Origin of the sequence: Mycolicibacterium fluoranthenivorans (genome assembly GCF_011758805.1) — a bacterium.
GTDB classification, from domain to species: Bacteria; Actinomycetota; Actinomycetes; order Mycobacteriales; family Mycobacteriaceae; genus Mycobacterium; species Mycobacterium fluoranthenivorans.
Genome location: NZ_JAANOW010000001.1, coordinates 2,525,177 through 2,547,639 on the forward strand (window position 1 = coordinate 2,525,177; position 22,463 = coordinate 2,547,639).

Annotated in this window: 24 protein-coding genes; 18 read left to right on the forward strand and 6 right to left on the reverse strand. The window is 67.9% G+C overall.

Going from position 1 to position 22,463, the window contains the following annotated elements; genetic code table 11:
- Positions 1–5: 5 nt before the first annotated feature.
- A complete protein-coding gene (locus FHU31_RS12185) occupies positions 6–1,748 on the forward strand; it encodes a proline--tRNA ligase (RefSeq protein WP_167158587.1) in 1,743 nt (580 codons plus the stop codon).
- Between the two features lie 3 nt (positions 1,749–1,751).
- On the opposite strand, the gene FHU31_RS12190 is transcribed toward FHU31_RS12185, so the two are convergent.
- Both FHU31_RS12190 and FHU31_RS12195 read right to left on the reverse strand, forming a co-directional pair.
- The gene (locus tag FHU31_RS12190) at positions 1,752–2,276 is read right to left on the reverse strand and encodes a ferritin-like domain-containing protein (RefSeq protein ID WP_167158589.1); all 525 of its coding nucleotides are present in this window, start codon (positions 2,274–2,276) and stop codon (positions 1,752–1,754) included.
- On the reverse strand, positions 2,273–2,812 hold the full coding sequence (locus FHU31_RS12195) for a hypothetical protein (protein WP_167158591.1): 540 nt from the start codon (positions 2,810–2,812) through the stop codon (positions 2,273–2,275). Before FHU31_RS12195 ends, FHU31_RS12190 begins: the two co-directional genes overlap by 4 nt.
- A 152-nt stretch (positions 2,813–2,964) precedes the next feature.
- Between FHU31_RS12195 and rimP the strand changes: the two genes are divergently transcribed.
- The 7 genes from rimP (at position 2,965) to FHU31_RS12230 (ending at position 10,682) form a co-directional block, all read left to right on the forward strand.
- A complete protein-coding gene (gene rimP / locus FHU31_RS12200; protein ID WP_263988025.1) occupies positions 2,965–3,501 on the forward strand; it encodes a ribosome maturation factor RimP in 537 nt (178 codons plus the stop codon).
- Positions 3,498–4,499: a transcription termination factor NusA gene (gene nusA, locus FHU31_RS12205; RefSeq protein ID WP_167158594.1), complete on the forward strand. Its 1,002-nt coding sequence runs from the start codon at positions 3,498–3,500 to the stop codon at positions 4,497–4,499. The genes rimP and nusA overlap by 4 nt, the downstream gene beginning before the upstream one ends.
- Positions 4,500–4,629: 130 nt before the next feature.
- A complete protein-coding gene (locus FHU31_RS12210) occupies positions 4,630–4,905 on the forward strand; it encodes a YlxR family protein (protein ID WP_263988024.1) in 276 nt (91 codons plus the stop codon).
- Between the two features lie 101 nt (positions 4,906–5,006).
- Positions 5,007–7,859, forward strand: coding sequence for a translation initiation factor IF-2 (gene infB, locus FHU31_RS12215; RefSeq protein ID WP_167158598.1), 2,853 nt, complete (start codon positions 5,007–5,009; stop codon positions 7,857–7,859).
- A 36-nt stretch (positions 7,860–7,895) separates the two neighbouring features.
- A complete protein-coding gene (rbfA, locus tag FHU31_RS12220; protein ID WP_167158600.1) occupies positions 7,896–8,390 on the forward strand; it encodes a 30S ribosome-binding factor RbfA in 495 nt (164 codons plus the stop codon).
- Positions 8,365–9,363: a DHH family phosphoesterase gene (locus FHU31_RS12225; RefSeq protein ID WP_167158602.1), complete on the forward strand. Its 999-nt coding sequence runs from the start codon at positions 8,365–8,367 to the stop codon at positions 9,361–9,363. Before rbfA ends, FHU31_RS12225 begins: the two co-directional genes overlap by 26 nt.
- A 5-nt stretch (positions 9,364–9,368) precedes the next feature.
- Positions 9,369–10,682, forward strand: a complete 1,314-nt coding sequence (locus FHU31_RS12230; protein WP_409371244.1) for an MATE family efflux transporter — start codon at positions 9,369–9,371, stop codon at positions 10,680–10,682.
- 4 nt (positions 10,683–10,686) lie between these two features.
- Here the strand turns inward: FHU31_RS12230 and deoC are convergent, their stop codons facing one another.
- Together deoC and FHU31_RS12240 are read right to left on the reverse strand one after the other, a co-directional pair.
- Positions 10,687–11,376, reverse strand: a complete 690-nt coding sequence (deoC, locus tag FHU31_RS12235) for a deoxyribose-phosphate aldolase (RefSeq protein ID WP_167158604.1) — start codon at positions 11,374–11,376, stop codon at positions 10,687–10,689.
- Between the two features lie 66 nt (positions 11,377–11,442).
- Positions 11,443–12,204, reverse strand: a complete 762-nt coding sequence (locus FHU31_RS12240; RefSeq protein WP_167158606.1) for an enoyl-CoA hydratase — start codon at positions 12,202–12,204, stop codon at positions 11,443–11,445.
- Positions 12,205–12,226: 22 nt separating this feature from the next.
- Here FHU31_RS12240 and FHU31_RS12245 point away from each other — a divergent pair, with 22 nt between their 5' ends.
- On the forward strand, positions 12,227–12,493 hold the full coding sequence (locus tag FHU31_RS12245) for a DUF2277 domain-containing protein (protein ID WP_167158608.1): 267 nt from the start codon (positions 12,227–12,229) through the stop codon (positions 12,491–12,493).
- The gene (locus FHU31_RS12250; RefSeq protein WP_167158610.1) at positions 12,490–13,059 is read left to right on the forward strand and encodes a DUF1802 family protein; all 570 of its coding nucleotides are present in this window, start codon (positions 12,490–12,492) and stop codon (positions 13,057–13,059) included. Before FHU31_RS12245 ends, FHU31_RS12250 begins: the two co-directional genes overlap by 4 nt.
- On the opposite strand, the gene FHU31_RS12255 is transcribed toward FHU31_RS12250, so the two are convergent.
- Together FHU31_RS12255 and FHU31_RS12260 are read right to left on the reverse strand one after the other, a co-directional pair.
- Positions 13,048–14,700: a CocE/NonD family hydrolase gene (locus FHU31_RS12255; RefSeq protein ID WP_263988100.1), complete on the reverse strand. Its 1,653-nt coding sequence runs from the start codon at positions 14,698–14,700 to the stop codon at positions 13,048–13,050. The genes FHU31_RS12250 and FHU31_RS12255 overlap by 12 nt on opposite strands.
- Positions 14,701–14,728: 28 nt before the next feature.
- Positions 14,729–15,301, reverse strand: coding sequence for a DUF3558 domain-containing protein (locus FHU31_RS12260; RefSeq protein WP_167158612.1), 573 nt, complete (start codon positions 15,299–15,301; stop codon positions 14,729–14,731).
- A gap of 157 nt (positions 15,302–15,458) precedes the next feature.
- Between FHU31_RS12260 and FHU31_RS12265 the strand changes: the two genes are divergently transcribed.
- The 8 genes from FHU31_RS12265 to FHU31_RS12300 all read left to right on the forward strand — a co-directional run bounded on the left by FHU31_RS12265 (position 15,459) and on the right by FHU31_RS12300 (position 22,463).
- Entirely contained in the window at positions 15,459–16,421 is a 963-nt protein-coding gene (locus FHU31_RS12265; RefSeq protein WP_167158614.1) for an ACP phosphodiesterase PptH, read from the forward strand.
- Positions 16,418–17,083: a 4'-phosphopantetheinyl transferase PptT gene (gene pptT, locus FHU31_RS12270; RefSeq protein ID WP_167160954.1), complete on the forward strand. Its 666-nt coding sequence runs from the start codon at positions 16,418–16,420 to the stop codon at positions 17,081–17,083. Before FHU31_RS12265 ends, pptT begins: the two co-directional genes overlap by 4 nt.
- Positions 17,084–17,103: 20 nt before the next feature.
- Positions 17,104–18,012 (forward strand): tRNA pseudouridine(55) synthase TruB, encoded by a 909-nt coding sequence (gene truB, locus FHU31_RS12275; RefSeq protein ID WP_167160956.1) that lies wholly within the window; start codon positions 17,104–17,106, stop codon positions 18,010–18,012.
- 198 nt (positions 18,013–18,210) lie between these two features.
- Positions 18,211–18,858 carry a TetR/AcrR family transcriptional regulator gene (locus FHU31_RS12280; RefSeq protein WP_167160958.1) on the forward strand — a complete coding sequence of 216 codons (648 nt, stop codon included), beginning with the start codon at positions 18,211–18,213 and terminating at the stop codon, positions 18,856–18,858.
- 81 nt (positions 18,859–18,939) lie between these two features.
- Positions 18,940–19,623, forward strand: coding sequence for a PE-PPE domain-containing protein (locus FHU31_RS12285; protein WP_167160960.1), 684 nt, complete (start codon positions 18,940–18,942; stop codon positions 19,621–19,623).
- Positions 19,624–19,921: 298 nt separating this feature from the next.
- Positions 19,922–21,112 (forward strand): lipid-transfer protein, encoded by a 1,191-nt coding sequence (locus FHU31_RS12290; RefSeq protein WP_167158616.1) that lies wholly within the window; start codon positions 19,922–19,924, stop codon positions 21,110–21,112.
- 23 nt (positions 21,113–21,135) lie between these two features.
- Positions 21,136–21,576: a type II toxin-antitoxin system Rv0910 family toxin gene (locus tag FHU31_RS12295; protein WP_167158618.1), complete on the forward strand. Its 441-nt coding sequence runs from the start codon at positions 21,136–21,138 to the stop codon at positions 21,574–21,576.
- Complete coding sequence (locus tag FHU31_RS12300) at positions 21,573–22,463, forward strand: MaoC/PaaZ C-terminal domain-containing protein (RefSeq protein ID WP_167158620.1); 891 nt, start codon at positions 21,573–21,575, stop codon at positions 22,461–22,463. The genes FHU31_RS12295 and FHU31_RS12300 overlap by 4 nt, the downstream gene beginning before the upstream one ends.

Consider the following 22,463-nt stretch of genomic DNA (forward strand, 5'->3'; position numbering starts at 1 on the left):
CCGCTGTGATCACCCGGATGTCCGAACTGTTCCTGCGAACCCTGCGCGAAGACCCCGCCGATGCCGAGGTGCCCAGCCACAAGCTGCTCATCCGCGCCGGCTATGTCCGCCCGATCGGGCCCGGGCTGTACAGCTGGCTGCCGCTGGGCCTGCGCGTGCTGCGCAAGATCGAGGGCATCGTCCGTGAGGAGATGAACGCGATCGGTGGCCAGGAGATCCTGTTCCCGGCGCTGTTGCCGCGCGCCCCGTACGAGGCCACGAATCGGTGGACGGAGTACGGCGACAACCTCTTTCGCCTGCAGGACCGCCGTGGCAACGACTATCTGCTCGGCCCCACCCACGAGGAACTGTTCACCTTGACGGTCAAGGGCGAGTACTCGTCGTACAAGGATTTCCCGTTGCGGCTCTACCAAATTCAGACCAAGTACCGGGATGAGGCCCGCCCCCGGGCGGGCATCCTGCGTGGCCGCGAATTCGTCATGAAGGATTCGTACTCCTTCGACGTCGACGACGAAGGTCTCAAGAACGCCTACCACGCGCATCGCGAGGCCTATCAGCGCATCTTCGGCCGACTCGACATCAAGTACGTGATCGTGTCGGCGGTGTCGGGAGCGATGGGCGGCAGCGCCTCGGAGGAGTTCCTGGCCGAGAGCCCGATCGGTGAGGACACCTTTGTGCGCTGCCTGGAATCGGGGTACGCCGCCAACGTGGAGGCGGTGATCACCGCGGTCCCGGAAGCCCTGCCGATCGACGGGCAGCCCGAGCCCGTCGTGCACGAGACTCCGGACACCGCGACCATTGCCGCGCTCGTGGACTGGGCCAACCAGGCGCTGCCCGGTGCGACCACCGCGGCCGACACGCTCAAGAACGTGCTGCTCAAGGTGCGCGAGCCGGGCGGTGAGTGGGAACTGCTGGCCATCGGCATCCCCGGTGACCGGGAGATCGACGACAAGCGCCTCGGCGCGGCGCTCGAGCCCGCCGAGTACGCGTTGCTCGACGATGCCGACTTCGCCGAGAACCCGTTCCTGGTGAGGGGCTACATCGGGCCGAAAGCGCTGCAGGCCAACGGTGTTCGGTATCTGGTGGACCCGCGGGTGGTGGACGGCACGGCTTGGATCACCGGTGCCGACGAGCAGGGCAAGCATGTGGTGGGTCTGGTCGCCGGCCGCGATTTCGTCGCCGACGGCACCATCGAGGCCGCCGATGTGCGCGACGGTGACCCGTCGCCGGACGGTGCCGGCCTGCTGACCTCGGCGCGCGGCATCGAGATCGGCCATATCTTCCAGCTCGGCCGCAAGTACACCGACGCCTTCGCCGCGGACGTGCTCGGCGAGAACGGCAAGCCGGTGCGGTTGACCATGGGCTCCTACGGCGTGGGGGTGTCGCGGCTGGTGGCGGTGATCGCCGAGCAGAACCACGACGAGATCGGTCTGCGCTGGCCGGCCTCGGTGTCGCCGTTCGACGCCCACGTGGTGATCGCCAACAAGGACGCCGCCGCCCGGACCGGTGCGATCGAGCTGGCCGGCGAGCTGGATCGGCTCGGTGTCGAGATTCTGCTCGATGACCGCACCGCCTCGCCCGGGGTGAAGTTCAAGGACGCCGAACTGCTCGGCGTTCCGTGGATCGTGGTGGTGGGCCGCGGTTGGTCCGATGGCGTGGTCGAGCTGCGCAACCGCTTCACCGGCGAGACCCGGGAGATCGCGGTGGACGGCGCGGCGGCCGAGATCGCGGCCGCGCTCACCGGATAGGCGCTACTCGGTGCCGCCCGGGAACGCGAGCGTGACCGGGGCGGTGCCGAGCACCTGACTCCAGCGTGCGGCCAGCACCGCGCATTGGGTCAGGGCGGTCACCGCGAACGTGCGGTCCGCACCGGTGGTGGCCTGTTCGAGCACCGCCCGCCAGGCCACCGCCGCGTCCTCTTCCATCCGGACGGCGAGCTGGGCGGCCTGGGTGGGATCGGAGACCTCCAGCGGCAGCTGATAGCCCACGGCGGGCTGCGGCGCCGGCACCGACCGCGCGGCGAGCAGGGCGATCGCCTGCTCGCGCCGCTCCCGGTGCTGGGCCATGGACTCGGCCACCAGGTCGTTGTCGTCGGGGGTGGAGTGCGCGGATACCACGCCGTAGCCGTAGATCACGCCGTGCTCGGTGGCGACCGCGTCGAACAGTGCGCCCTGGGCCGCGTCGGTCGGTCGATTCGGGTTTGGGGTGGGTGTCGAGCTGGTCCGGGCCGTTGTGGTGGTGGTGGTGGTGGTCGACGGCGGTTGTGGGGAGGTCATCGGGCCTGTCCCGGGTCGGCGAGGGCCACCTGGTAAGACGCCGTGCACGCCGCGGCGATCGAACCGAGGAGTCCGGCGCGATAGCCGGAGAGCTTCACCGCCAGGTGCGCGGCGTCCTCTGCCGAGGCCTGCAGGGCCGCGGTGACGTCGGCCACCGTGGCCACCGTGGGCGCCGGGGCGGCGCCGGATGCGGTCGACGTCGGGGCCGCCGATGTCGGTGCCGACGGCGTGGTGGGGGCCTGGCCGCCGGTGAGCCGGGTGATCTCGTCGCCGAGGGCCCTGGCGTGGGCGGCGCGTTCGGAGGCGACCGTGGTCAGGATGGGGGCGATCTGGGGTCGTGCGGTGGTGGCGGCCAGCCCCGCGAGCCGGCTGTCGGCGTGCGCGCGTTCGAATTGTCCTACCAGATCGGCGAGTTCGGGTGGCGGCGGCGGGGGCGCGCACGCGGCTGCCGAACCGAGCACGGTCAGGGCCATCCCCGCGGGCAGTGCCGTGGCCAACAGCCGCCGGCGGGTGATCGTGGGCAAGGCGCTCGGCACGCCCACATCCTGCCATGGTGTGCGGGGCCCTTCGCTGCACTGCGGTTCGTTTGGCCAAAGCGCGGCCGCGCCTGGCGTATCGTTTGGTAACCGATTACTCGGTCACAACCAGCCTGGAATGTGTCCGCACAACTCAAGATGAGGAGCTCGCCGTGGCACCGGACGTCCCGCTGCTGCCGACGCAGAAGCAAGTGCTCGAGCTACTCGACGGTGAGTTCGCGCGCGCGGGTTACGAAATCGAGGACGTCGTGGTCAACTCGTCGACCCGGCCGCCGCGGATCACGGTGATCGCCGACAGCGATGACGGTCTGGACCTGGAAGCCATCGCCGCCCTGTCGCGGATCGCTTCGCCGCTGCTGGACGCCCTCGACAGTGCCGATACCGCACCGTACGTGCTGGAGATCACATCGCGCGGCGTCGATCGCCCGCTGACCGAGGAAAAACACTTCCGGCGGGCCCGCACGCGCAAGGTCGAAGTGGTGCTCGAGGACGGGTCCGCCGTCACCGGGCGGATCGGCCATGTCGGCGATGGCGTCCTACGCCTCGTGATCGCCGATCGGGGCAAGCTGACGGTCCGGGAACTGAAATTATCTGAGATCGCCAAAGCTGTTGTACAAGTCGAATTTTCGCCACCCAATCAACGTGAATTGGATCTGGTGGAGCAGTCTGGAAAGGGGGGCGACGCGTGAACATCGACATGGCGGCGCTGCATGCCATCGAAACCGACAAGGGCATCTCGGTAGATGTTGTCGTCGAGACCATCAAGTCGGCGTTGCTGACGGCCTATCGGCATACCGAGGGCCACGAGGCGGACGCTCGGATCGACGTCGACCGTAAATCCGGTGTGGTCAAGGTGATCGCCCGGGAGACCGACGATGACGGCAATCTCATCAACGAATGGGACGACACCCCAGAGGGATTCGGGCGTATCGCGGCGACCACCGCGCGCCAGGTGATCCTGCAGCGGTTGCGCGACGCCGAGAACGAGCAGATGTACGGCGAGTTCGCCGCGCACGAAGGCGATATCGTGGCCGGCGTCGTACAGCGCGACGCCCGGGAGAACGCCCGCGGCAACGTGGTGGTCCGCGTCGGCACCGAGGCCAAGGGATCCGACGGCATGATCCGTCCGGCCGAGCAGGTGCCGGGGGAGCGCTACGAGCACGGCGACCGCTTGCGCTGCTATGTCATCGGCGTCAGCCGCGGCGTGCGCGAACCCAAGATCGAGCTGTCCCGTACCCACCCGAATCTGGTGCGCAAGCTCTTCGCGCTCGAGGTGCCCGAGATCGCGGACGGATCGGTGGAGATCGTCGCGGTGGCCCGGGAAGCCGGCCACCGCTCCAAGATCGCCGTGGCGTCGAAGGTGTCCGGGCTGAACGCCAAGGGGGCGTGTATCGGCCCCATGGGGCAGCGGGTGCGCAATGTGATGAGCGAGTTGTCCGGCGAGAAGATCGACATCATCGATTTCGACCCCGACCCGGCGCGGTTCGTGGCCCATGCGCTGTCCCCGGCCAAGGTGGTGTCGGTGACCGTCATCGACGAGGCCACCCGCGCCGCCCGGGTGGTGGTACCGGACTTCCAGCTGTCGCTGGCGATCGGCAAGGAAGGGCAGAACGCCCGGCTCGCGGCGCGGCTGACCGGCTGGCGGATCGACATCCGCAGCGATGCCGCCGAGCCCGGAACGGCCTGAGGGCGAGCCACCCCGACACGCGATTCTGTCCGGGCGAACGGTGACGGTAGACTGAGCCGTGATCCAGCGCGAGACTCCGACTTCCCAGCCTCGTGCGCACCGAAGCCCTGATGGACCGGTGCGAACGTGTGTGGGTTGCCGGAAGCGAGAGTTGGCCGTCGATCTGCTTCGGCTGGCCGCTGTCCTCGACGGGACCGGTAATTGCGCCGTAACCGTCGACTCAGCGGGTAGCCTGCCGGGGCGGGGTGCATGGTTGCATCCCGACCGGCAATGCCTCGAAGCGGCGATCCGGCGGCGGGCGTTCGTCCGAGCGTTACGGATCACCGGTTCACCGGAAGTTTCCGGGGTGGTCGAGTATGTCGAAGCAATTCGGCCGCCCGATCATCACGGTCAAGAGAACAGGTAGCGAAGAACATGAGCACACCGTGAAGTCCCGATGACCATGCGTCATAGCTAAACCCGAGGCGCGGCCCTACCACCGCTGTCGCCTCCAGATGAGGAGATGTAGTGGCAGCCCCAGGTAAGGCCCGTGTACACGAGTTGGCTAAGGAACTCGGTGTTACCAGCAAGGAAGTGCTCGCCCGACTGAGCGATCAGGGCGAATTCGTGAAATCGGCATCATCGACGGTCGAGGCCCCCGTGGCCCGCCGTCTGCGGGAATCGTTCGGCGGCGGCAAACCCGCTAAGTCCGCGAGCCCCGCCGCTCGGCCGTCGTCGCCCACCGGTGGCACGCCGACCCCCGGACCCCGGCCCGGCCCCAAACCGCCGGCCCCGGCCGCCCCGGCCCCGGCCGCCCCGGCCCCGGCAGCTCCGCCGCCGGCACCCGCGGCTCCGCCCGCAGCTCCCGTCGAGGCCCCAGTGGCCGACGCGGCGCCTGCCCAGCGTCCGGGCCCCCGGCCCGGCCCCGCACCGGCCGCCCCCGAGGCGCCGGCCGCACCGGCCCCCGCTGCTCCGGCGGCGCCTGCCGCCTCGGCCGCCCCGTCTGATGCCCGTCCGGGTCCGCGTCCCGGTCCCAAGCCGGCTCCGCGGGCACCCCGCGTCGGCAACAACCCCTTCTCGTCCCAGCAGCCGGTCGAGCGTCCGGCCCCGCGTCCGCAGGCCGGCCCGGGCGGTCCGCGCCCCGGCCCCGGTGCCGGTGGCCCGCGTCCCGGCGCACCTCGTCCGGGCGGAGCCTCGCCCGGCAACATGCCGCCTCGTCCGCCCGGCGCCCGACCCGGCGCAACGGGTCGTCCCGGCGGTCCCCGTCCCGGTCCCGGCGGCGGTCCCCGCCCCGGTCAGGGTGCGCGTCCCGGTGGCGGCGGCGGTAACTACCGCGGCGGCGGCGCCGGCGGTGGTGCCGGTGCAGGTGCCGGTGCGGCCGGTGGATTCCGCGGTCGTCCCGGTGGTGGCGGTGCGCCCGGTGCCGGTGGTGGCGGCGGTGGCCGTCCCGGTCAGCGCGGCGGTGCCGCGGGTGCCTTCGGCCGTCCCGGTGGTGCGCCCCGTCGTGGCCGCAAGTCGAAGCGCGCAAAACGCGCCGAGTACGAGAACATGCAGGCCCCGGTTGTCGGTGGGGTGCGGTTGCCGCACGGCAACGGCGAGACCATCCGGCTGGCCCGCGGCGCGTCGCTCTCCGATTTCGCCGACAAGATCAACGCCAACCCGGCCTCGCTGGTGCAGGCGCTGTTCAACCTCGGTGAGATGGTCACCGCGACGCAGTCGGTGGGTGACGAGACCCTGGAACTGCTCGGCAGCGAGATGAACTACGTCGTGCAGGTCGTGTCCCCGGAGGACGAGGACCGCGAACTGCTCGAATCCTTCGACCTCACCTATGGCGAGGACGAGGGTGGCGAAGAGGATCTCGAACAGCGTCCGCCGGTGGTCACCGTCATGGGTCACGTCGACCACGGCAAGACCCGCCTGCTCGACACCATCCGTAAGGCCAACGTCCGTGAGGGTGAGGCCGGTGGCATCACCCAGCACATCGGCGCCTACCAGGTCGCCGTCGAGCATGACGGCGCCGAGCGGCTCATCACCTTCATCGACACCCCCGGTCACGAGGCGTTCACCGCCATGCGTGCCCGTGGTGCCAAGGCCACCGATATCGCGATCCTGGTGGTCGCCGCCGACGACGGTGTCATGCCGCAGACGGTGGAGGCCATCAACCACGCGCAGGCCGCCGATGTGCCGATCGTGGTCGCGGTCAACAAGATCGACAAGGAGGGTGCGGATCCGCAGAAGATCCGGGCCCAGCTGACCGAGTACGGGTTGGTCGCCGAGGACTTCGGTGGCGACACCATGTTCGTCGACATCTCGGCCAAGAACGGCACCAATATCCAGGCGCTGGAGGAAGCGGTGCTGTTGACCGCCGACGCGGCGCTGGATCTGCGGGCCAACCCCGATATGGAGGCCCAGGGTGTGGCCATCGAAGCGCACCTGGACCGCGGTCGCGGCCCGGTCGCCACGGTGCTCATCCAGCGCGGCACCCTGCGGGTCGGCGACTCGGTCGTGGCCGGCGACGCCTACGGACGTGTGCGTCGCATGGTCGACGAGCACGGCGAGGACATCCACGAGGCGCTGCCCTCGCGGCCGGTCCAGGTCATCGGCTTCACGTCGGTGCCCGGCGCGGGCGACAACCTGCTCGTCGTCGACGAGGATCGCATCGCCCGGCAGATCGCCGATCGGCGCAGCGCGCGCAAGCGCAATGCACTGGCCGCCCGTAGCCGCAAGCGCATCAGCCTCGACGATCTCGATGCCGCGCTGAAGGAGACCAGCCAGCTGAACCTGATCCTCAAGGGCGACAACTCCGGCACCGTGGAGGCGCTGGAGGAAGCCCTGCTGGGGATCGACATCGGCGACGAGGTCGAGCTGCGCGTCATCGACCGTGGTGTCGGTGGCGTCACCGAGACCAACGTCAACCTGGCGTCGGCCTCGAACGCGATCATCATCGGCTTCAACGTCCGGGCGGAGGGCAAGGCCACCGAGCTGGCCAACCGCGAGGGCGTCGACATCCGGTACTACTCGGTGATCTACCAGGCCATCGACGAGATCCAGGCCGCGCTCAAGGGCATGCTCAAGCCGGTCTACGAGGAGAAGGAGCTCGGCCGCGCCGAGATCCGGGCGATCTTCCGGTCGTCGAAGGTCGGCAACATCGCCGGCTGCCTCGTCACCTCGGGCATCATGCGGCGCAACGCCAAGGCGCGCCTCATCCGCGACAACGTCGTGGTGGCCGAGACGGTAACCATCTCGTCGCTGAAGCGGGAGAAGGACGATGCGACCGAGGTCCGCGACGGTTACGAATGCGGTCTGACGCTGACGTACAACGACATCAAAGAAGGCGATGTCATCGAGGCCTACGAACTGGTCGAAAAAGCGCGCGTCTGATGAGCGGAGCGAAGAAGACAGATAAGGCGGGGCTAAATGGCTGATCCCGCACGCGCCAAACGGCTCGCCAAGCGGATCTCCACGATCGTGGCCTCGGCCATCGAGTACGAGATCAAGGATCCGCGACTGGCGGGTGTGACGATCACCGACGCCAAGGTGACCGCGGACCTGCACGACGCCACGCTGTACTACACGGTGCTGGGGTCGACACTGGAGGACGAGCCGGATTATGCCGGCGCGGCCGCGGCGCTGGAGAGTGCCAAGGGTGTGCTCCGGTCGAAGGTGGGCGCCGGCACCGGGGTGCGATTCACCCCGACGCTGGCGTTCGCCCGGGACACCGTGCCCGATGCCGCCAACCGGATGGCGGAGCTGCTGTCACGGGTCCGGGCGGCCGACGCCGACTTGGCCCGGGCCAGGGAGGGTGCCGTGCCGGCAGGTGACCCCGACCCGTACCGTGTGACTGGGGTGGAGGGTGACCGTACGACCAGCACGGCTGAGGACACCAGTGACGACGACCGATCCGAGGGCTGAGGTAGCGGTCACCGGTGCGCGGGTCGACGCGCACGGCGCGGCAGAGCTGTGCGCCGCAGCCCGCTCCATCGTGGTGGTCGCTCACGTCTATCCCGATGCCGACACGATCGGTGCCGGGCTGGCGCTGGCTCAGGTCGCGGCCGGGGCCGGGATCGACGTCCAGGTCGTCTTCGCGACCCCGGCGGAGCTACCGCAATCGTTGCGCAGCCTGCCCGGCGTGGACCTGCTGGTCGCGCCGGACCGGGTGCGCCGCGACGCCGATCTCGTCGTCACGGTCGACATCCCCAGCGTGAACCGGCTCGGCAGTCTGTCCGACCTCGTCGACGGTGAGCGCGGTGTGCTGGTGATCGATCACCACGCGTCCAACGCACTGTTCGGCACCGCCAACTACGTCGATTCGTCGGCCGATTCGACCACCATGATGGTGGCCGAGCTGCTGGACGCCTGGGGTAAACCGATCGACGGTGCGGTCGCGCACTGCCTGTACGCCGGGCTGACCACCGATACCGGCTCGTTCCGGTGGGCCACCGGGAGGGCGCATCGGCTGGCCGAGCGGCTGCTGGACCTCGGCGTCGACAACGCCGGGATCAGCCGCACCCTGATGGACACCCATCCCTTCGCGTGGCTGCCGATGCTCTCGCGCGTGCTCGGTTCGGCTCAGCTGATCGCCGACGCTGCCGACGGCCGCGGACTCGTGTATGTCGTGGTGGCATACGACGAATGGTCCAAGGCGCAGTCTGAGGAAGTGGAGAGCATCGTCGATATCGTGCGCACCACCGCCGAGGCCGAGGTGGCTGCGGTGTTCAAGGAGATCGAACCCGGGACCTGGTCGGTGTCGATGCGGTCGAAATCGCTCGACATCTCCCTGGTGGCCAGTGAGTTCGGCGGCGGCGGGCATCGTCGCGCGGCCGGATACACGGCCACCGGCACCGCCGACGAAGTGGCCGCGGGGCTGCGCCGAGTCCTCGGCTGAGCGATTTGTCCGACCAGCCGGTCACCGCACGGCGCATCGCCGGTCTGGCGCTGCCCGCCCTCGGGGTGCTCGCCGCCGAACCGGTCTACCTGCTGTTCGATATCGCAGTCGTCGGGCGGCTCGGTGCGCTGAGCCTGGCCGGGCTCGCGATCGGCGGTCTGGTGCTGTCGCTGGTCAGCTCCCAGTTGACCTTCCTGTCGTACGGCACCACGGCACGCTCCGCCCGCTTCTTCGGTGCCGCCGACCGCCGCGCCGCGGTGGGCGAGGGCGTACAGGCCACCTGGCTGGCGCTGGGGCTGGGGCTGCTGGTGGTGCTCATCGTGCAGATCTTCGCGGTGCCGCTGTGCAATGCCATCTCCGGAGGCGGGGAGATCGCCGCCGCGGCGCTGCCCTGGTTGCGGATCGCAATCCTGGGTGCCCCCGCGATCATGGTGTCGATGGCCGGTAACGGCTGGCTGCGCGGCGTGCAGGACACCGCCCGCCCGCTGCGCTATGTGCTTGTCGGCTTCGCTGTTTCAGCGTTGCTGTGCCCGACCCTGGTGTACGGCCTCCTCGGGGCTCCGCGGCTCGGGCTGGCCGGGTCGGCGGTGGCCAACCTGGTGGGGCAGTGGCTGGCCGCCGGCTTGTTCGTGCGGGCCCTGCTGGTGGAGCGGGTACCGCTGGGCATCCGGCCGACGCTGCTCAAGGCCCAGCTGGTGATGGGCCGCGATCTGGCACTGCGGACGCTGGCGTTCCAGGCCTGTTTCGTCTCGGCGGGGGCGGTCGCGGCTCGCTTCGGCGCGGCCGCGGTGGCGGCCCATCAGGTGGTCCTGCAGTTGTGGAACTTCCTTGCGCTGGTACTGGATTCGCTGGCCATCGCGGCGCAGTCGTTGGTGGGTGCGGCGCTGGGGGCGGGCCGGCTGGGACACGCCAAAGGGGTGGCGTGGCGGGTGACGGTGTACTCGACGGTGGCCGCCGCGGTGCTGGCGTTGATGTTCGCGCTCGGGGCGCCGATGCTGCCCGGGTTGTTCACCTCCGATGCCGCGGTGCTCGACGAGATCGTCGCGCCCTGGTGGTTCATGGTGGGGCAGTTGACGGTTGCCGGGGTGGTGTTCGCCCTCGACGGTGTGCTGCTCGGCGCCGGGGACGCGAAGTTCATGCGCAACGCCACCCTGATCAGTGCACTGGTCGGGTTTCTGCCGCTGATCTGGTTGTCGCTGGCGTTCGGCTGGGGTTTGGTGGGGATCTGGTCCGGGCTGAGCACCTTCATGGTGCTGCGCCTGGTGTTCGTCGGCTGGCGCGCGTTCTCGGGACGATGGCTGGTGGCGGGCACCGGCTGAGGCGTCAGTACGTGGTGTCCCCGCCGCCGGCGCTGGTCAGCAGCGCACGCGAGCCGGACACCCCCAGCCGGGTGGCCCCGGCGGCCATCATCGCCACGGCCTGTTCCATGGTGCGCACCCCGCCGGACGCCTTCACCTGCAACCCGGCGTCGCGCACGGTGCGGTGCATCAACTCCACCGCGTGCACGCTCGCCCCGCCGGCGGGATGAAACCCGGTGGAGGTCTTGACGAAATCGGCGTCGGCGGCCACCGCGGCGCGGCACACCTCGACGATCTCGTGGTCGGTCAACGCCGCGGATTCGATGATCACCTTCAGGACGGTCGGTGCCGGCGCGGCCGCGCGCACGGCGGCGATATCGGCCTGCACCCGGTCGAATGCCCCCTCCTTGGCGGCGCCGACGTCGATGACCATGTCGATCTCGTCAGCGCCGTTGCGCACGGCCTCGGCCGCTTCGGCAGCCTTCACGGCCGAGGTGTGCTTCCCGCTGGGAAACCCGCATACCGCGGCCACTTTCAGGCGTGCGGGCACCGTGATCGGGAGCATCGAGGGTGACACACACACGGAATAGGTGCCCAGTTCCTCGGCTTCGGAGACCAGTGCGGCGACGTCGGCGGCTGTGGCTTCCGGCTTGAGCAAGGTGTGGTCGATGACGGCCGCGACGGCGGGGGCGGTGGGCGTGGGGGAGATGCTCATCGGGTTCCTTCGGGTGTGGTCGTGAGGTGCGGTCAGGCCGCGATCAGGATCAGGCCGGTGCAGCGGCTACGGGCGCACCTGCTCGCGGCCCCGCTCGAAGACCGATGCCCGGCTGGCGGCGATATCGTCGCCGGAGGTGTCCGACATCCAGGCCCGCGCCGACTCGGCCTCGATCCACAGACCGGCCTGGGTCTGCTCGGCATCGATTCGGTGATACGAATCCAGAAGGGCGCGAACGGCTTTCTGGTTGTTGCCGACGATCGAGGCGGCGACCTTGCGCGCCGCGGGCAGCAACTCGTCGTGGGCCACGACCTCGGTGACCAGTCCGGCGCGCAGCGCGTCGGCGGCGGACAGGTAGTCCCCGGTCAGGCTCATCCGCCGGGCCAGCCCGACGCCGACCTTCTGCGGCAGCCGCACTGACAGGCCCCAGGTGGGCAGCAATCCGACCCGGGCGTGGGTGTCGGCGAAGCGGGCCTGTTCGGAGGCGATGAGGATGTCGCAGTACAGCGCGAGCTCGAGTCCGCCGGTGACCGCGGCACCGTTGATCGCGCCGATGACCGGTTTCGTCATCGCCGGCCACTTGGGGGAGATATCGGGTAGTTCGGTGGTGTCGCCGAGCTCCTTGAGGTCCAACCCTGCGCAGAACACCGGGTCGGCACCGGTGAGGATCACCACGTCGACGGCGGCATCGGCCTGGGCGGCGCGCAGCGCTGCGTAGAACGCGGTGCGCAGCTGCGCCGAGAGCGCATTACGCGCCTGCGGGCGGTTCAACGTCAGTGTGCGGACACGGTCGGTCGTCTCGATGAGAAGGACGTCAGCAGAGGTCATCGCATGAACATATCGTGGGGGTATGTGCCGAAACATCACCGAGTTGCGCGGTCTGGAACCGGCCGCCACCGCTGAGGAGATCGAGGCCGCCTCCCGGCAGTTCATTCGTAAGGTCAGCGGAATCAGCCGGCCTACCGCCGCCAACGAAGCGGCGTTCGAGACGGCGGTCGCCGAGGTCACCGAGATCACCACCAGGCTGCTGCGGCAACTGCCGCCGCGCCGTCAACCGCCCAAGACGGTGCCGCCGCTGCGGCGTCCCGAGGTGCGGGCTCGCCTGGCGGCCAAGTGAATTCACCTGCGCTCAAGGAGTGGAGCGCCGCGGTGCGGGCCCTGCTCGACGGCCGCCAGACGGTGCTGCTGCGCAAGGGCGGTATCCACGAGAAGCGCTTCGCCCTCGATCCGGCGGCGGCGGCCGCGGCGCCGTTTCTGCTGTTTCCCACGGTGGCGCACAGCCACGCGCAGCGGGTACGCCCGGAGCACCGGGACCTGTTGGCCCCCGACGGTCAGGAGGCCGACAGCACCGAGGAGGCGGTCGTGCTGCGGGCCGGGGCGAAGGTGGTGGCCGCGGTGCAGGTGAATCGGCCCGAGGCCATCGAAGAGATCGCCGACCTGCACATCTGGACCGCCGAGTCGGTGCGGGCCGATCGGCTGGATTTCCGCCCCAGACATCGCCTGACCGTGCTGGTGGTGCAGGCCCACCCGCTGGCGGTACCGATCCGGCTGCCCCGCACACCCGAACACGCGGGCTGCGCCAGTTGGGTACAGCTCGCCGCGCCGCAGGATTTCGGTGCGCCGGTGCACGATGCGCAGACGCTGGCGGCGATCGCCGGCCGGGTCCGCGATTCAGTCGGCTGACGGGGTCGGGCGGCCCGTAGGCAGGATCAGCCGTGACCGATCGTCGTGGGTGATGGTGTGGGTCGCCGGGCGCAGCGTCTGACCGGTCTCGGTGGGTTCACCGGTGCCGAGGTTGCGGGCGAACCGCGGATGCGACCCGCCCGCCACCACGACCCGGATGCGGGTACCGGCGGCGAAGCGGTGGGCGATCGCGTCGAGTTCGATCCGGACGACGTCCGCGGAGCGGCCGGTGTATCGCCGGAAACCGTCGGTGACGTTTCGTGACCGCCCCCGTGCATCGACCTCGCTGACCCGGATGGACAGGTCGTGATGCGGATTGTCGGTGTGGTGGGCCAGTTCGATCACGGGAACTCCCACCGCATACAGATCCGCGGGCAGCGGGGCGCCGGTGAAGGTCAGGACGTCGGCGCGGGCGCCCAGCGCGGTGTCGTCACGGTAGCCGCCCTTGGCGGAGAGCAGCCGTCCGCCGACGGTGGGGGTGGGGTCGGCGGGATGGTAGGTGAAACTCGAGGTGAGACCACCCTGTCCGGGTGCGTCCGAGAGCCCGCCCGCGGCCTGCAGATAGAGCGCGTGGTCCGTCGATGCAGGCGGCCAGTCCGGCAGATCGACCCAGCCATCCCCGGGCGCACCGCCGTTGACGTGTATCCGCACCGGACTGCGAGGCGTGCTGGGCCGCCCCGCCAGATGGGTGCCCAGCCAGTCCAGCGTCTCGCGCAGGACAACCGAGGCGCCCCGCTGCATCAACTGGGTGTGCGTCCAGGACCCGACGGTCAGCGCGGTGTCGATGCCGCGCTCGCGGAGATGCCGGTACTGCGCCAGCGTCTGGTCCAGAAACAGATCCTGCCAACCGCTGATCAACAACACCGGGACGTCGACCCGGTCCAGCGCCTCGGTCACCGCGAGGCGGGCCCACTGCTCGGGGTCTGCGTCCGGCGGCTGTAGCCAGGACTCGTACCAGGGTGCACCGTCGCCCAGGAGCCGCCGCCCGGCCGCGCCCACCGGCAGATCCATCGTCGCGGCGCCGACGCGCTGGCCGGCCTGGGCCTGACGCACGACCGCCCGCACCAGGTTCGGGTCCTCCTGATGGGACATCATGTGGCTCCAGCCGAGGAAGTCGTTGAGCGAGAACGACCCGGTGCCCCAGGAGGATTGCGCGAAGTCATGCGGACCGACACTGATCACCGCGGTGACCAGTTCCGGTGGGGGATCGGTGAGCAGCGCCCACTGGGTGAAGCCCAGGTAGGACAACCCGATGGTGGCGAAGGTCCCCGTGAACCAGGGTTGTTCGCGCAACCAGGCGGCGGTGTCGATCCCGTCGGAGACCTCGTTGACCATCGGCGTGAACGTGCCACCGGATCCGAACGTCCCACGCACGCTTTGGAATACGACGTGGTAGCCGCGGGCGGCGTAGATACTGCCGAAAAATATGGTGAACGGGAATCGGCGTCCGTACGGGGCGCGAACCAGCAGGGTGCCAGCGGGGGTGGGGGTCAGTGGACGGTAATGGTCGGCCAGCAGCTCCACCCCGTCGCGCATGGGTACCGGCACCGCCCGACGCACGGCGTAGTCACAGATCGGCGGAGGGAGGTGAAGGGCGCGGCCGAGGGCGTGCCGGGACAGCTGCGAGAGTCTGGAGCTCACCTAACGAACATTACCCACGCTGGCGGGCTCAGAACTTGTAGTACGGAACCAGTTCGTTGGCGCGCTGCAGGTTGGTCTGCAGGCAGTCCGGACGATCCGGTGAATCGATCGGCGAGTAGAACAGCGATTGCTGCAGGACGCCGTAACTAGTCTTGAAGGCGATCATGCAGGTGATCCACCAGCGGTCGTTCCAGTCGGTGGGCTTCATGATCCAGAACTGCGCCGCGCGGTGGCCGCCGATGTTCAGTTCGACCGCATCGGCGGGCAGGGACTGTTCGTAGGTCCGCCAGACGAAGGCTTCGATGGCCATCTGATAGTTGCCGGCGTCGTAGTGGCAGCGCAGTCCGTCCTCCGGGGTGGGCGGCGTGAAGGCCAGCCCGATGCGCTGCACCACGTCCAGCGGAATGTCCCGGCAGGGGTCGAACGGGGACGGATCGGTGGTCTCGATGACCGGCCACTTGATGGTCGTGGAGACGTTGGTCAGCGGCAGGTCTGCGGCGCGGACCTGCACAGGAGCGCCGGCCGGGTTGGCCTGCCACACCACGATCACCGCGGCCACCAGCGCGCACAGCGCCGACAGCAGACGCAGTTTGGCAGCCATCACACCCCCTCGAACTTCGCAGTGCGTCCCAATCGAGCACTGCGGGGGAGTGTACAAGGGTGCATCGGTCGTCCGGACAGGAAATGAGAACAGGTTCTAGTTGCTCGGCGCGTGCTGGCCCGGAGGGCCACGGGTGGCGCAAGTAGGCTGATCCGTTGTGTCCGCGACGTCACGAGATCAGCGCCGGCCTGTGCTGTGGGCCATCAGCGACCTGCACACCGGTCACACGGGGAACAAGCCCGTCACCGAATCGCTCTACCCGTCCTCGCCCGAGGACTGGCTGATCGTGGCCGGTGACGTCGGTGAGCGCACCGACGAGATCCGCTGGGCGCTGGATCTGCTGCGCCGGCGGTTCGCCAAGGTGATCTGGGTGCCGGGCAACCACGAGTTGTGGACCACCAACAAGGACCCCATGCAGATCTTCGGGCAGTCCCGGTACGACTACCTCGTCACCATGTGCGACGAGATGGGCATCGTGACCCCGGAGCACCCCTTCCCGGTGTGGAACGAGGAGGGCGGCCCGGCCACCATCGTGCCGATGTTCCTGCTCTACGACTACTCGTTCCTGCCCGAGGGCACCGCGACCAAGGCCGAGGGACTGGCGGTGGCCCGGGAACGCAACGTGGTGGGGACCGACGAGTTCCTGCTGTCCGCCGAACCGTTCGCCACCCGCGACGCGTGGTGCCGGGACCGGGTGGCCCAGACCCGCAAGCGCCTGGAGGATCTGGACTGGATGAACCCGACGGTGCTGGTCAATCATTTCCCGCTGGTGCGCGAACCCTGCGACGCCATGTTCTATCCCGAGTTCGCGCTGTGGTGTGGCACCACGGCGACCAAGGACTGGCATACCCGATACAACGCCATCTGCTCGGTGTACGGGCATCTGCACATCCCGCGCACCACCTGGTACGACGGCGTGCGGTTCGAGGAGGTCTCGGTCGGCTATCCGCGGGAATGGCGGCGCCGCAAGCCATATCGCTGGTTGCGGCAGATCCTGCCGGACCCCAATTACGCACCCGGCTACCTCAACGAATTCGGCGGGCACTTCGAGATCACCACGGAGATGCGCGAGAACGCCCAGAAGATGCAGGAACGCATCAAGACCCGGCGGGGGTACTGACCGTGAGTTTATTGCGTACGGTGGTGTCGGAGGTCGTGGTGACCGCCGAAACCTATGACGATCCTCCCGGCCTGGCGCCGTTACCGGAGGAGGAGCCGTTGGTGGCGCGTTCGGTGGCCAAGCGGCGCAACGAATTCGTCACGGTGCGCCACTGTGCCCGGCAAGCCCTCGGCGAACTCGGGCTGGCGCCCGTGCCGATCCTCAAGGGAGACAAGGGCGAACCGTGCTGGCCCGACGGGGTGGTCGGGAGTTTGACGCACTGCGACGGGTTCCGTGGCGCGGTGGTGGGCCGCAGCGCCGAGGTGCGCGCGCTGGGGATCGATGCCGAACCGCACGACACGCTGCCCAAGGGTGTGCTCGACGCGATCAGTCTGCCCGCGGAACGCCTCGCGCTCGGCGGCCTGCCGGGGGGACTGCACTGGGACCGGATCCTGTTCTGCGCCAAGGAAGCCACCTACAAGGCGTGGTTTCCCCTGACCCATCGCTGGCTGGGATTCGAGGATGCGCACATCGAGTTCACCACCGACTCTTCGGGTTCGGCCGGCACCTTCGAGTCGAGAATCCTCATCGATCCCGCCGCCGAGTCCGGGCCGCCGCTGAAGGTGCTGGCCGGGCGGTGGACCGTGCGAGACGGTCTGGCGCTGACGGCGATCACGCTGTGACCGGCACCGCGGGCAGCAGCGTGATCCCGCCGGGCCTGGTGATCGTCGACAAGCCGGCCGGCCTGACGAGCCATGACGTGGTGGGCCGCTGCCGGCGGCTGTTCGGTACCCGCAAAGTGGGACATGCGGGGACGCTGGATCCGATGGCCACCGGCGTGCTGGTGGTCGGCATCGAACGGGCCACCAAGATCCTCGGGCTGCTCACCGCCACCGACAAGTCCTATGCCGCGACCATCCGGCTCGGCCGGACCACATCCACCGAGGATGCTGAAGGCGAAGTGCTCCAAGACATCTCCGCGACGCATCTCACCGATGAGCAGATCGAGTCGGCGGTGGCGGCCCTGCGCGGAGACATTTCCCAGGTGCCCTCGTCGGTCAGCGCCATCAAGGTCGACGGCCAGCGGGCCTACAAGCTGGCCCGGGAAGGGCAGACAGTCGAACTGCCCGCGCGGCCGGTGCGCATCGACCGGTTCGAGGTGCTCGCCGTGCGCAGATCGGACGCTCAGGCCGCGGGGCCGGCGGCCGGCGAATTCGTCGATGTCGACGTCGAGGTGGACTGCTCGTCGGGTACCTATATCCGGGCGCTGGCCCGCGATGTCGGTGCCGCTCTGGGGGTCGGCGGGCACCTGACCGCGCTGCGGCGCACCAGGGTCGGGCGCTACGGACTCGACGAGGCCCGCACGCTCGACGAGTTGGGTGACGCCGCGCGGTTGTCCTACGGGTTGGACGCGGCCTGCCTGCTCGGGTTCCCGAGGCGTGATCTCACCGATGCCGAGACCGAGGACGCCCGGCATGGGCGGGCGCTCACGCCCGCGGGTATCGACGGGGTGTACGCAGCCACCGCGCCGGACGGCCGGGTGATCGCGCTGTTGCAGGACGGTTCCGCCCGTACCAAATCGGTCGTCGTGCTGCGGCCGGCCACCCTGTAGTCGGGGGATGGCTACCTGTGCGCGTGTTGATGTCGCCGGCGGTATTGGCTGAATCTCTGCCGGTCGAGTCGGTATTTGAGCTTCTGTAGTTCACCGCGGGCGCGTGCTCACCGTGTGCGCGATCCCCGCGCCTTGGATGTACATACCGTCCGAAACGTTTCTTTCAACGGATCATGCGTCGATGCCGGTTAGCATGTGTTGGTGAGTGCACCTGTCGATGGGCCGAACAGGCGGCGTACGCAGGCCGAGCGCAGCGCGGCGATGCGCACGCGACTGCTGGACGCGACGGTGGAGTGCCTGGTCACGTACGGATACGCCGGCACCACTACGCAGCGTGTCGCGGAGGTCGCCGGGGTTACCCGTGGGGCCCAGGTTCATCACTTCCGGTCCAAGGAGGACCTCGTGGTGGCTGCTATCGAGCATCTTGCGGAACAGCGCGTGCAGGCGGCGGTGCGTGAATTCGGTCGGGTGTCGGAGGCGCCGGATGCTGCGTCGTTGGTTCTTGACTATCTCTGGGAGTCGCATCAAGGTCCGGTATTCGTTGCCACCCTGGAACTTTGGGTTGCATCACGTACCGATGCGGTGCTCGCGGCGCAGATCGAGCGAGTTGAGCCCATCGTTACCGGCGCGCTGATTGGCGCATTGGCTCAGATGGTCCCGGATCAAGCGGCTCAGAAAAATCTCCGCGATCTGGCGTTCACCGCGATGGACGCATTGCGAGGGATCCTGCTGTCCAGCTTTGCCGACCGTGATCCCGAGCGGGCGCGTAAGCGATGGGACCGGGTATGCGGACAGCTGCGCGATCTACTCGCTGATTCTCTGAGCCCGGAGCTGCGCTCCTCGTAGGACTTTGTCAGGTGGGGAAGCGATGTGGCGGGGCTGACCCAATCCTGCCCAGTCATTTGCGATATATACATACCGCGATGACTGTATGTCACTGTCTCAGCTGGACTCCGGTTTCCGAGTCCGCCACCGCCACAAGACATCTCGCTAGTCACGATCGGGGACCCCACAAACATCGACGGTGGCCTCCGGGCGAGACCTCCTCATCTCCACATACCGATCTTGGATGCGACCATTCCGAAGCCTCCCGTCGAAACGCCGTACAACACGGTCGAGATCGTCCATGAGTACGACGGCTATGCGGATTTCCCCGATAGACCGCTCAATCTGCTGGCCGACTTGAACGCTCTTGCCGGCGTCGTACATGAGCACCCCAACAAGCGCGGCGTCGATCTTTCAGATCCGAGCAACGTCGTAACGACAAGTACGAACTCATTGGGCGGCACCACTACTCACGTGTTGGTAACCAACCGACGAGCTTCCGCTTACGCGACCGCGAGGTCTGTCGGCGTACCGGACAAGATAGTGAACCGGATGGACAGACCGCTGCGACGGATCATCAACACCGGCTACAGCGGCGAACGACCTGGGGCGGCTGAACCGCAGTCGGAATTCGAGGGTTCCGGTACGGATCGCACTGCCCGGGCTAGCAACCGAGCGGCTGGGCGCGTCCTACGTGGGATGAGCCATCGAGCTCTGAAAACGGCACACTCCGATGCCCCGAAAGGCACAAAGGCGCGGGCCGCTGGTGGGGGATTGTCTGAATAACGGTGGACCTGACTTGGTCTGACACGCCGGGCGCGAATCTGGCGGGAAGGACTGATGATGTCCGACGCGCTCGAAATCGTGGCGATGGACCCGGGTCCTAGGCAGGTGCCACCACCGACCCGAATCAATCCGCGGCTTTGGACGGAGGCGATCTGGTGGCGTAGTCGACCGCACAGTAGGCCCTTCCGGGGACTTCGCACACCTGATTCACACGGCACCACGGAACAGACCTGGCCACTTCTTGTAAAACATACCAACAGGATGGTATGTTAAATCCATCCCACGGAAAGAGAGGGCCATGCCCAGGAAGACATACGTCATCGGCGTCGGTATGACGAAGTTCGAGAAGCCCGGAGCGATCGAGGGGTGGGACTACCCCGATATGGCTCGCGAATCGGGGACGAAAGCGCTGGCCGACGCCGGCATCGACTATCGAGACGTCCAGGAGGCCTACGTCGGCTACGTGTATGGCGAGTCGACCTCGGGCCAGCGGGCTGTCTACGAACTCGGCATGACCGGCATCCCGGTCGTCAATGTCAACAACAACTGCTCGACCGGATCCACCGCGCTGTACCTCGCTGCGCGGGCGGTCCGTAGCGGACTCGCCGAATGTACGCTCGCACTGGGGTTCGAGAAGATGCAACCAGGGTCGCTCGGTTCCACTTACGACGACCGCGAGCAGCCGATGGCCAAACACTTCCTGGCATTGGCCGAGATCTCAGAGGTGCTGTTCCCGCCTGCGGCGTGGATGTTCGGGGCGGCCGGCCGAGAGCATATGCGGCAATACGGTTCTACTTCTGAGCATTTCGCGAAGATTGGGTACAAGAACCATAAGCACTCGGTCAACAACCCATTTGCCCAGTTTCAGGACGAGTACAGTCTCGATGACATCCTCGGCGCGCGGATGATCTACGACCCCCTTACCAAACTGCAGTGCTCACCGACCTCGGACGGTTCGGGCGCCGCCATCCTCGCCAGCGAGGACTTCGTCGACAAGCACGGGTTGGCCGAGAAGGCGGTGGAGATCGTCGGCCAGGCGATGACCACCGATTTTGCGAACAGTTTCGACGGCAGCTGCAAAGCGCTCATCGGGTACCACATGAATGTCGCTGCGGCGCAGTGCGTCTACCAGCAGTCCGGTCTGGGGCCCGAAGACTTCCAGGTCATCGAGCTACACGACTGCTTCTCTGCCAACGAACTGCTGCTCTATGAGGCATTGGGCCTGTGCGAGGAAGGCGAAGCGGCCAAGCTGATCGACAACAACGACACCACTTACGGTGGGCGATGGGTCGTCAACCCGTCGGGTGGGCTGATCTCCAAGGGGCACCCGCTAGGAGCCACCGGGTTGGCCCAATGCGCCGAACTCACCTGGCAGCTGCGTGGTATCGCCGATAAACGGCAGGTGGACAACGTAACCGCAGCTCTGCAACACAACATCGGCCTCGGTGGCGCCGCCGTCGTCACCGCCTATCAGCGCGCCGAGCGCTGACCGAACACAAGAGGAGAACACCAATGGGACATATCGAGGCAACCCGCGAGCTGGCCGCCGGCCCCGACGAACTGTGGGCGACGGTATCGAACCCCAACACCTGGGGTGACTGGTTCACCGTGCACGACAAGTGGCTGGAGGAACCGCCCGCAACGCTCACTCCCGGGACGAAACTCACCGCCAAGATCGTCATGCTGGGTATGGCGAACAAGATCGAATGGAATATCGAATCCGTCGACGCTCCCCACAGCCTCGTGCTGGGTGGCACGGGAATGGCCGGTGTCAAAGCTCGATTTGTCTTTGACATCCAACCGATCGCCGGCGGGTCCCGGTTCACCGTCAGCGGCGACTTCGAAGGAGCTCTCGTCAAGGGCGCCCTCGCGAAGGCCGTCGAGAAGGACGGCGTAAAGCAGCTCGACAAGAGCCTCGATGCGCTCGACGCACGAGCCGCGGCGTCCGCATGACGTCGACGAAAAGCGCTGCGGACACCGACGAACTCGTCTTCGATGACAGCGGCCTGAACACCTGGACCGATGAAGAGCGATTCGATGTGACCCGAGATCGGCTTGCCGAGTACGCGGCGGCCACCAACGATCCGATCCCGGCGCATCGCTCGGGCGAGGTCGCGCCTCCGGTGTTCGCCATCGTCCCGGTATTCGAGGCACTATTGGTTCCTGCCGTCGATGTGCTGCCTGTCGAACTCATCCCGCGAGTGGTGCACGGGGAGCAGGACTTTCACTTCCATCGTCCGATCAGGCCGGGGGACAAGCTCGTATCGCGCGGCAAGATGATCGGCTACGAAGGACTGGAAAACGGCACCCGTGCGGCGATCTATCTCGAATGCCGCACGGAAGACGGCGAACTGGTCAATGAACAGTATGTCACCACGTTCGTCCGGGGATTCGATGCTGGTAAGGCGGTGGGGGAGCTCAGCCCCACCCACCGCTTCGACGAGGCGCTGCGTGCTAGGGCTCCTGTCGCCACCGTGGTTCAGCATATCGATGATGATCAGACGTTCCGGTACAGTCCAGCGGCCGGCGATCCGATGCCGATCCACCTGGACGAGGAGGTGGCTCGCGATGCCGGACTGCCCGGCATCATCGCCCACGGTCTGTGCACCATGGCGTTCACCTCGTGGGCGGTGCTGACCGAGCTGGCGGGTTCGGACGTGCACCGGCTCAAGCGGTTCGCGGTGCGCTTTTCGAAGATGGTGTTGCCCGGCGACGATCTGCAGACGCGTATCTGGCAGAGCACCAGCGCAGCCGGAGTCACCACTTACGCATTCGAAACCGCACGTGGAGCTGATCTGGTCATCACCGACGGGTTGGCCGAAATTGCCGAGGAGGCATAA

Excerpts from the sequence above, each read along its gene's own strand:
- FHU31_RS12190 (WP_167158589.1), bottom strand. The coding sequence starts at position 2,276 with ATGACCTCCCCACAACCGCCGTCGACCACCACCACCACCACCACAACG.
- rbfA (WP_167158600.1), top strand. The coding sequence starts at position 7,896 with ATGGCTGATCCCGCACGCGCCAAACGGCTCGCCAAGCGGATCTCCACG.
- deoC (WP_167158604.1), bottom strand. The coding sequence starts at position 11,376 with ATGAGCATCTCCCCCACGCCCACCGCCCCCGCCGTCGCGGCCGTCATC.
- FHU31_RS12240 (WP_167158606.1), bottom strand. The coding sequence starts at position 12,204 with ATGACCTCTGCTGACGTCCTTCTCATCGAGACGACCGACCGTGTCCGC.
- FHU31_RS12245 (WP_167158608.1), top strand. The coding sequence starts at position 12,227 with ATGTGCCGAAACATCACCGAGTTGCGCGGTCTGGAACCGGCCGCCACC.
- FHU31_RS12260 (WP_167158612.1), bottom strand. The coding sequence starts at position 15,301 with ATGGCTGCCAAACTGCGTCTGCTGTCGGCGCTGTGCGCGCTGGTGGCC.
- FHU31_RS12290 (WP_167158616.1), top strand. The coding sequence starts at position 19,922 with ATGCCCAGGAAGACATACGTCATCGGCGTCGGTATGACGAAGTTCGAG.
- FHU31_RS12295 (WP_167158618.1), top strand. The coding sequence starts at position 21,136 with ATGGGACATATCGAGGCAACCCGCGAGCTGGCCGCCGGCCCCGACGAA.
- FHU31_RS12300 (WP_167158620.1), top strand. The coding sequence starts at position 21,573 with ATGACGTCGACGAAAAGCGCTGCGGACACCGACGAACTCGTCTTCGAT.